This is a genomic window from bacterium (genome assembly GCA_030655055.1).
GTDB lineage: Bacteria > Edwardsbacteria > AC1 > AC1 > EtOH8 > UBA5202.
Window position 1 is genome coordinate 1 of record JAURWH010000143.1, and the last position, 7,652, is coordinate 7,652.

Genomic DNA, 7,652 nt, shown 5'->3' on the forward strand with positions numbered 1-7,652 from the left:
GGTCTCCAGGGCCTCGTCCAGGGACATCTTGGGCAGGATGGTGGGAAAGCGGCGGGCCAGCATGGTCTTGCCCGACCCCGGCGGCCCGATCATCAGGATATTGTGGCCACCGGCCGCCGCCACCTCCAACGCCCGCTTGACGTGGGCCTGGCCCTTGACGTCGGAGAAATCAACGTTGTATCTGGCCGACTCGGCGAACACCTGGCCCATATCCACCGTAAAGGGTTCTATCTGAAGCTGACGGTTGAAGAAATCCACCGCCTGCCGCAGCGAGGACACCGGATAGACCTCCACCCCGTTCACGATCCCGGCCTCCCGGGCGTTCTCCAGCGGCAGCATCAGGCCCTTCAGCCCGGCGGCCCGCACCGCCACCGCTATGGGCAAAGCGCCTTTGATGGGGCGCAGGGAACCGTCCAGCGAAAGCTCGCCCATCACCGCCACCTCGGCGAAGCGGCCGGGGTCCAGCTGCTGGTGGGCGGCCAGGATCCCCAGGGCTATGGGCAGGTCAAAGGCCGAGCCTTCTTTCTTGATGTCGGCCGGAGCCAGGTTGACGGTAATCTTTTTTAAGGGGAACAAAAGCCCGGAGTTCTTGATGGCGCTCTCCACCCGCTCCCGCGATTCCTTGACCGCGCTGTCGGGCAGGCCCACCATGGCAAAGCCGGGCAGGTTGGAGCTGAGATCGGTCTCGATCTCCACTAAATAAGCGTCGATTCCCAGCACCGCCGAGGACAAAAGTTTTGAAAGCATAATAAATATTGGTTGTATTCATTGTCCCTGCGCCAGATACGCAGGGGGTTGTTTATATATAGCTTACCAACCACAGAATCACGGAATTTACAAATTCAGGAAACCTTTGAATGGAATTCTTTCAGTGTTTTCCCTCTTTCTGTGATTCCGTGGTAAAGTATCTTCGTCGTCCTATGCGTTACAGCCGGAAGGCGTCCCTGACATGCTGGAGCTGGGGCGGGCCCGAGCCCAACCTGACCCCGATCACGTCGAACCGGCAGTCCACCCGGCCGTAGAGCCCCTTTTGGTAAAGGTAGCACTTGGCCAGCCGGCCCATCTGTTTCTGCTTGTTTTTGGTGACGGCCTGCAGGGGGTGGCCGTAATTGTCGCTGGTCCTGGTCTTGACCTCGGCGAATACCAGGATCCCCTGATCGTAGGCGATGATGTCAATCTCGCCCTCCCGGCCCGGCCGCCAGTTGCGCTCGGCCAGCTTAAAGCCCTGGGACAGGAGATGCGATACCGCCAGCTCCTCGCCCTTTTTCCCCGCTTCATCTTTCGCACTCATATTCACACACTCCACTTCGCAATTCACACTAACCCTTCCCTGTCATCCTGAGAAGCCCTTCCTGCCCGAAAAAATGAAGGATGATACCGTCTCTCTTCGATCTGTCAGGCACGATGCCATTCTCAGAGTGACATCGACTGCAGTTACTCCAGCAACGCTCTCACCGGCGCATAGCTCCTGCGGTGAATGGGACAGGGCCCCAGTTTGGCCAAGGCTCTCTGGTGTTCCCTGGTGCCGTATCCCTTGTGCCGGACGAACCCGTAGCCGGGATATTCCAGCTCGTAGCCCTCCATCAGAGAGTCCCTAAAGCACTTGGCCACTATGGAGGCCGCGGCGATGGACAGGCTTAAGCCGTCGCCCTTTATGATGGATCTTTGGGCAATGCTGGAGAACCTCGCCGGAAGCCGGGGGATCTTCTTGTTGCCGTCAACTATGATCAGCCCCGGTTCCTCCCGCAGGGAGCAAAGGGCAAAGCCCATGGCCTTGAAGGTGGCCTGCAGGATGTTGATCCTGTCTATCCCGGCGGGGTCCACCATCCCCAGCCCCACTGCCACAGCCTGCGACAGGATAAGCCCCAGGGCCTGCCGCCGTTTTTGGGGCGTAAGTTTTTTGGAGTCGTTGATCCCCAAAAGCCGGCAGTCCAAAGGCAGGATCACCGCCGCCGCCACCACCGGACCGGCCCAGGGGCCGCGCCCGGCCTCGTCCACGCCGGCAATAAGACAGGAGTGCTCAGCCGCCAGGGCGGCGTCGAATCCGGCCAGGCTCCGGCAGGCATTATTTTCCGCTTTGCTTCCCAAATTGCCTGACGCCTAAAAAGGGTTCGCCGGTTTCCCGTTAGGGAACAAGGCTCCCCCTAATTTAGGCGCTTGAAAATGGTTTAGGCTTTGGCCGGGGCTTCGACCGGGGCCGCTGCCCGCTGCTGCTTCTGGGCTATCTTGGCCGCCTTGCCGGTGAGCTTTCTCAGGTAGAACAGCTTGGCCCGGCGCACCGATCCCTGGCTGACCACTGTGATGGTTGCGATGTTGGGGGAATACAGCGGAAAGATCCTCTCCACTCCGATCCCGCCCGAGACCTTGCGCACGGTAAATGTGGCGCCGACCCCGCCGCCCCGCTTCTGGATCACCACGCCCTGAAAGGCCTGGAGACGTTCCTTGTCGCCCTCGATGACCTTGACCTGAACCTTGACGGTGTCGCCGGGCCGGAACTTTACCTGGGCGGTCTTGGTGAACTCGGCCGCAATGCTGTTTAGTACTGCCTGTTTGTTCATAGGTTTTTCTTTTACCTCCGGTTTGTCTTAAAGGAGGGTCTCTCCTTGTTGGTTATATTTTATTGTTTGTTTTTTTACCGGGATTTGCCACATAATGCACATAAGCCACAAATCGTTCTTGCTTGAAAAATATTTATTTTTGAACTCTTTATTCCTTTACAGCATTTATTTATGTGCGTTTTGTGCTTTCTGTGGCTAATTATTCTTTTGTTCTTCCGATTCTTCCAGCAGTTCCCTGTCTTCTTTTGACAGTGGTATCTTGGATAGCAGGTCCGGCCTGAATTCTTTGGTGATCCTCAGTGATTCCCCCCGCCGCCATTTCTGGATCTGGCCGTGATGTCCGGAACGCAGCACCTCGGGCACCTTCATCCCCCGGAAGTCCTCGGGCCGGGTATAGTGGGGATGGTCCAGCAGTCCGTTCTCAAAGGAATCGCGCTCGGCCGACACCGGATCGGAGATGGCCCCCGGCAGCAGCCGGACTATGGAGTCGATGATGGCCAGGGCAGCGATCTCGCCGCCGGACAGGATGTAGTCGCCGATAGAGATGTCCAGGTCCACTATGGTCCGCACCCGCTCGTCGATGTCCTTGTAGTGCCCGCACAGGAATGCCAGGTGATCTTCGGTCTTGAGGGATTGGGCCGTTTCCTGGGTGTAGGTCTTGCCCCGGGGCGAAAGCAGGATCACTTTGGGTTTGGGCATTTTGGAACGAAGTTCCTCGACCGCAGCGAAGATCGGTTCGGGCTTCATGATCATCCCCGGTCCCCCGCCATATGGCTCGTCATCGCAGACCCGGTGCTTGTCGTGGGCAAAATCGCGAATGTTGACCAGGTTGAATTCCACCAGACCCTTTTGGCTGGCCAGCCCGATGATGCTTTCGTTTAAGGCCGCCGGGAACATTCCCGGAAAGAGCGTCAGTACCGTGATCTTCATCGCAGGCCCTCCAGGTCGCGGATCACCATCCGGCCCTGCTCCAGTTCGATCTTCACTATCACCGGCCCCTTGGACGGAACGTAGAACTTTTCCCGGTCCGACTGCACCAGGTAGATGTCTCCGGCCGGGTACTCTTCTACTTGGACTATCTGGCCCAGCTCCCGGTCCTGTTCCGAGACCACTTTAAGTCCTATGATCTGAAAGGTGTAGTACTGCCCGGGCGGCAGGGGCCTCAGCTCCTCGTCCAGAATGGCCAACTCGGCGCCCTTCAGTTCTTCGGCCTGTTCCACGCTGATGACCTCTTTCAGCTTCAGCAGCCCGAACCGGTCCTGAGGGGAAAAACTTTCCACCACCACCGGCGTGATATCCCCGCCCTGCACCAGCAGCAGCCGGCTTTGGGGGGCAAAGCGCAAAGGGTTGTCCGAGTCCACCTTCACCTTCAGCGTCCCTACAAGACCGTGGGGCCTTACCACCGTGGCCACGTAGACCAGGCGCTCCCGGTCTATCCGGCCGGGATCAAAGTTCTGCATTAGATTCAAGCGCCTGCTGACTACTCGATTATTTCCAGGCCGGTGCGCTTGCCGATCTTGGACCCGGCCGCCGACAGCAGGGTGCGGATTGACTGGGCGGTGCGGCCCCGTTTGCCGATCACCTTGCCGATGTCATCCTTGGCCACCCGCAGCTCGTAGACCAGAGTGCCGGCATCCTTCTGATTCTCGGTGATGCTGACCTTCTCCGGCTGGTCCACCAGCGACTTGACCAGGTATTCCACTAAATCTTTTAACATATTGGTTTAGTCCTTTTTCTTTTGGGCCGCCAGTCTTACCTTGTGGGATTTTTTGGTGGAAGCCTGGGTGAAGTTCAGCTTTACCTCCTTGGGGTCGCCGCCGGCCTTGACCGCGGCTTCGGCCAGCTTGATGATCCGCTGGGCGGTGGGCGAGGCGATGGCGCCGTTCTTCAGCCACACCCGGGTCTTTTCCAGGTTGATCCTGGCTTCCTTGGGGTTGGCTCCGGGCCGATAGGTTCCCAAAGTGTCCAGCTGGGCTCCGTCCTTCTTGGAGCGGGTGGGCGCGACCACTATCCGGTAATAGGCGATCTTGTTGGCCCCCATCCGGGTCATCCTGATTGATACTGACATTAACCTGTCTCCTCCTTGATGTTTTTTGTTTGTTTTATATTTATTTACTTACTTAGCCGACGAGTTAAAACGAACTAATTTTCCCCATTGTATGTCCCCGTTATCGTCACAAAATTCATTGGCATATTACTTTAAACGGAGCATTTCACTTATTGAGTCAGATATTGCTTCATACCATTTTATTTTTTCACCGATTACTTCTTTTATTTTTACCACCTCATCAAGTGTTAAATCTTTTCCCAACTCTTGATTGGCAACTGTTTGAATATCTTCAACAGTTAGCGAATAAATAATGTTACTTTTCTTCATTGCACTTTAAATTAATGATAAAATTTGTTTTCACGATGCCAAGTAATTGCATTTTGGTGAGGATGAATTTCTTTTCTTTTGGGTAGGCTGATTTTTGAGTTATTGCTTGAAAGACTTCTCCTGAAGTCGTAATTATTCATTTTCCCATATCCTGTAGGCAATGAATTAATCTTGGAAGATACTTGAATGGTAAAATCATTCTGTAACGTGAACCAACCGGCATCAAAAGCCCAATGATGCAGACGACATAGCGCCAGCCCATTTAAAATATCATCTTTCCCTTTGGAACTAACCGGAACAATATGTGCAGCCTCAACCTCCCACGAAATAGAATCGGGCGAATTTATTTTCAATCCACAAAGTGCGCATTTATAATCATAAACTTCAATTATTGCCTGCCTGAATCCTCTTGTCCTTAATACCAATTCCCTTGTAACTTTCTTTACTCTCTTTTCTTCGTAAAGAGGGTTGTAGTTCTCTGGTCGTGATATTTCGGTTAGTTTTTTGACTATCTTCTGAACTTCAAAAGATTTTGTGGGAAGAAATTCTTTTTGCGATTTAGGTATATTCAGAAGCCTTAATGCTTCATCATATCCACCTTCCGTAAGCATCCATTCCTTTTTATTGGTCAGAAGAATCGTTGCGGTCGGCCTTGAAACTAATTTTTCTTTTGCTAACGAATCAGCGGCACGATACAAGAGACGATGCCAAAGCGGTGTTTTTACAATTCTATTTTCTTTCCTATAAATTCTCTCTAAAACTGTTGTTCTCTGATCATCCTTCAAATCAAAGTCGTTAGCAATATCATTTACAATGTCTGCGCCTGAGGCGAATTCTTTTATTACGCCATTATGTTTTAATAAAGTTATCAGCAATGCTTGTTCAACCTCTTTTCGTGTTGGCATTGCTAAATCTCTGAGCATTTTCCCTTCATAACTCATATAGAATAACCATTGTATTGTCTATTAGTTGATTCATATTACCACGGCCGCCCGACAAAAATCATCTTGCGCACCCATGTTTTAAGATTAAATCCGTGAAATCATGTTAATCCGCTTACGCTTCACTGCCGTACTTCTTCAAGCGCCAACCGCTTACGCTATCATATTTACTGCCTCGTGCGCCTTAGCTTCAGCGGAGGCGCTCCTGTCTGCCCCGGGATAAATCGCCCGACAAAATCAGAACCCCTGCGGCATCTTGAACCCCTTAGCCCTGGAATTCATCATCTGCTTCATCATCCGCTGGCTCATCTCGAACTGGTTCAGCAGCTGGTTCACCTGCTGGACGCTGGTGCCGCTGCCCAGGGCTATCCGCCGCTTGCGGCTGCCGTTGATGATCTGGGGCTTCTGCCGTTCCTGGGGCGTCATGGAGCTTATTATGGCCTCTATGGCGCCCAGCGCCTGGTCGTCAATGGCGGCGTCCTTGGGCAGGCTCATCCCGCCCGGCAGCATCTTCATGATGTCGGAGAGCGAGCCCATCTTCTTCATCTGCTTCATCTGGCCGGCAAAGTCCTCCAGGTCAAAGCTCTGCTTGCGCAGTTTTTCTTCGAACTTTACGGCCTGCTTTTCGTCAAAGACATTCTGGGCCTTTTCGACCAGTCCCACCACGTCGCCCATCCCCAGGATGCGCGAGGCCACCCGGCTGGGGTGGAACTCCTCCAGGGCCGAAAGCTTTTCCCCCACCCCGATGAACTTGATGGGCTGGCCCGAAATAACTTTAAGCGACAAAGCCGCGCCGCCCCGGGCGTCGCCGTCCAGCTTGGTCATGATCACCCCGGACAGGGGCAGGGCTTTGGAGAACTCGGTGGCTATGTTGACCGCGTCCTGGCCGGTCATGCCGTCAACGACCAGGAGGATCTCCTGCGGCTTGACGGTCTTTTGCACCCGCTGCAACTCGGCCATCATCTCGGTGTCTATGTGCAGCCGCCCGGCGGTGTCTAAGATCAAAACGTCTATCAGTTTCTTGACCGCTTCCTGCTTGGCCTCCTGACAGATATGGGCCACGTCGGTGGAATCAAGTTTGAAGAAATCGCAGCCCACTTGCTTGGCCAGGATCTCCAGCTGCTGCACCGCCGCCGGCCGGTAGATGTCGGCCGCCGCTAGCATGATCCGCCGCCCCGGCTTGGACAGGTGCTTGGCCAGCTTGGCGCAGGTGGTGGTCTTGCCCGAGCCCTGCAGTCCGCAGACCATGATCACAGTGGGCGGCTGGGGGGAAAGCGCCAACGGCTGATTGACCGAGCCCAGGGTCTCCACCATCTGGTCGTAGACGATCTTGACGAACTTCTGGCCCGGGGTGATGCTGGTCAGCACATCCTCGCCCAGCGCCCTGGCCTCTACCGCGGCCGCAAAGTCCTTGACGACTTTGTAGTTGACATCGGCCTCCAGCAGGGCCCGCCGCACCTTGGCGCTGGCCTCTTTGATGTTGGCCTCGGAGAGTTTGCCCTGCCCGGTCAGGTCCTTGAAAAGCCCGGTGAATTTTTCAGTTAAGGAGTCGAACATGAACTGTATCGAAATAAAATCTTTTTGTTATTGTGTTTTTCTTTCCATGTCCATTAAATATCTTACATTCTTTACCTCAATTTCATTGAGGTTTGTTACTCTTTCAACTTCCGCCTTATACCATTTAAAATTCTCAAAAAATGTTGACAGATCGTTTGACTTAAAAATCATACCATGCTGTGCATATATCTCATTTCGCAATAATCTAAGAAGTGTTTT

Annotated in this window: 12 protein-coding genes; all 12 read right to left on the reverse strand. The window is 53.9% G+C overall.

The genetic code is table 11. The annotated features are described in order from the left end of the window. Positions 1-747, reverse strand: a 747-nt coding sequence (locus tag Q7U71_06665; protein ID MDO9391437.1) for a magnesium chelatase domain-containing protein, incomplete at its 3' end; no start/stop codon positions are given. Between the two features lie 178 nt (positions 748-925). Beyond that, a complete protein-coding gene (locus Q7U71_06670) occupies positions 926-1,291 on the reverse strand; it encodes a YraN family protein (GenBank protein MDO9391438.1) in 366 nt (121 codons plus the stop codon). Positions 1,292-1,434: 143 nt separating this feature from the next. After that, positions 1,435-2,088, reverse strand: coding sequence for a ribonuclease HII (locus Q7U71_06675; protein MDO9391439.1), 654 nt, complete (start codon positions 2,086-2,088; stop codon positions 1,435-1,437). An 80-nt stretch (positions 2,089-2,168) separates the two neighbouring features. After that, entirely contained in the window at positions 2,169-2,558 is a 390-nt protein-coding gene (gene rplS, locus Q7U71_06680; protein MDO9391440.1) for a 50S ribosomal protein L19, read from the reverse strand. 195 nt (positions 2,559-2,753) lie between these two features. Continuing rightward, positions 2,754-3,488: a tRNA (guanosine(37)-N1)-methyltransferase TrmD gene (trmD, locus tag Q7U71_06685; protein ID MDO9391441.1), complete on the reverse strand. Its 735-nt coding sequence runs from the start codon at positions 3,486-3,488 to the stop codon at positions 2,754-2,756. Beyond that, positions 3,485-4,018 carry a ribosome maturation factor RimM gene (gene rimM, locus Q7U71_06690; protein MDO9391442.1) on the reverse strand — a complete coding sequence of 178 codons (534 nt, stop codon included), beginning with the start codon at positions 4,016-4,018 and terminating at the stop codon, positions 3,485-3,487. Before rimM ends, trmD begins: the two co-directional genes overlap by 4 nt. Positions 4,019-4,038: 20 nt before the next feature. Next, on the reverse strand, positions 4,039-4,275 hold the full coding sequence (locus Q7U71_06695; GenBank protein ID MDO9391443.1) for a KH domain-containing protein: 237 nt from the start codon (positions 4,273-4,275) through the stop codon (positions 4,039-4,041). 6 nt (positions 4,276-4,281) lie between these two features. After that, the gene (rpsP, locus tag Q7U71_06700; protein ID MDO9391444.1) at positions 4,282-4,626 is read right to left on the reverse strand and encodes a 30S ribosomal protein S16; all 345 of its coding nucleotides are present in this window, start codon (positions 4,624-4,626) and stop codon (positions 4,282-4,284) included. A gap of 126 nt (positions 4,627-4,752) precedes the next feature. Continuing rightward, positions 4,753-4,935: a hypothetical protein gene (locus Q7U71_06705; GenBank protein MDO9391445.1), complete on the reverse strand. Its 183-nt coding sequence runs from the start codon at positions 4,933-4,935 to the stop codon at positions 4,753-4,755. An 11-nt stretch (positions 4,936-4,946) separates the two neighbouring features. After that, positions 4,947-5,876, reverse strand: a complete 930-nt coding sequence (locus Q7U71_06710) for an HNH endonuclease (protein MDO9391446.1) — start codon at positions 5,874-5,876, stop codon at positions 4,947-4,949. Positions 5,877-6,113: 237 nt separating this feature from the next. Further along, a complete protein-coding gene (ffh, locus tag Q7U71_06715) occupies positions 6,114-7,433 on the reverse strand; it encodes a signal recognition particle protein (GenBank protein MDO9391447.1) in 1,320 nt (439 codons plus the stop codon). 27 nt (positions 7,434-7,460) lie between these two features. Then, on the reverse strand, positions 7,461-7,652 hold a 192-nt coding region (locus Q7U71_06720), incomplete at its 5' end, for a YARHG domain-containing protein (GenBank protein ID MDO9391448.1).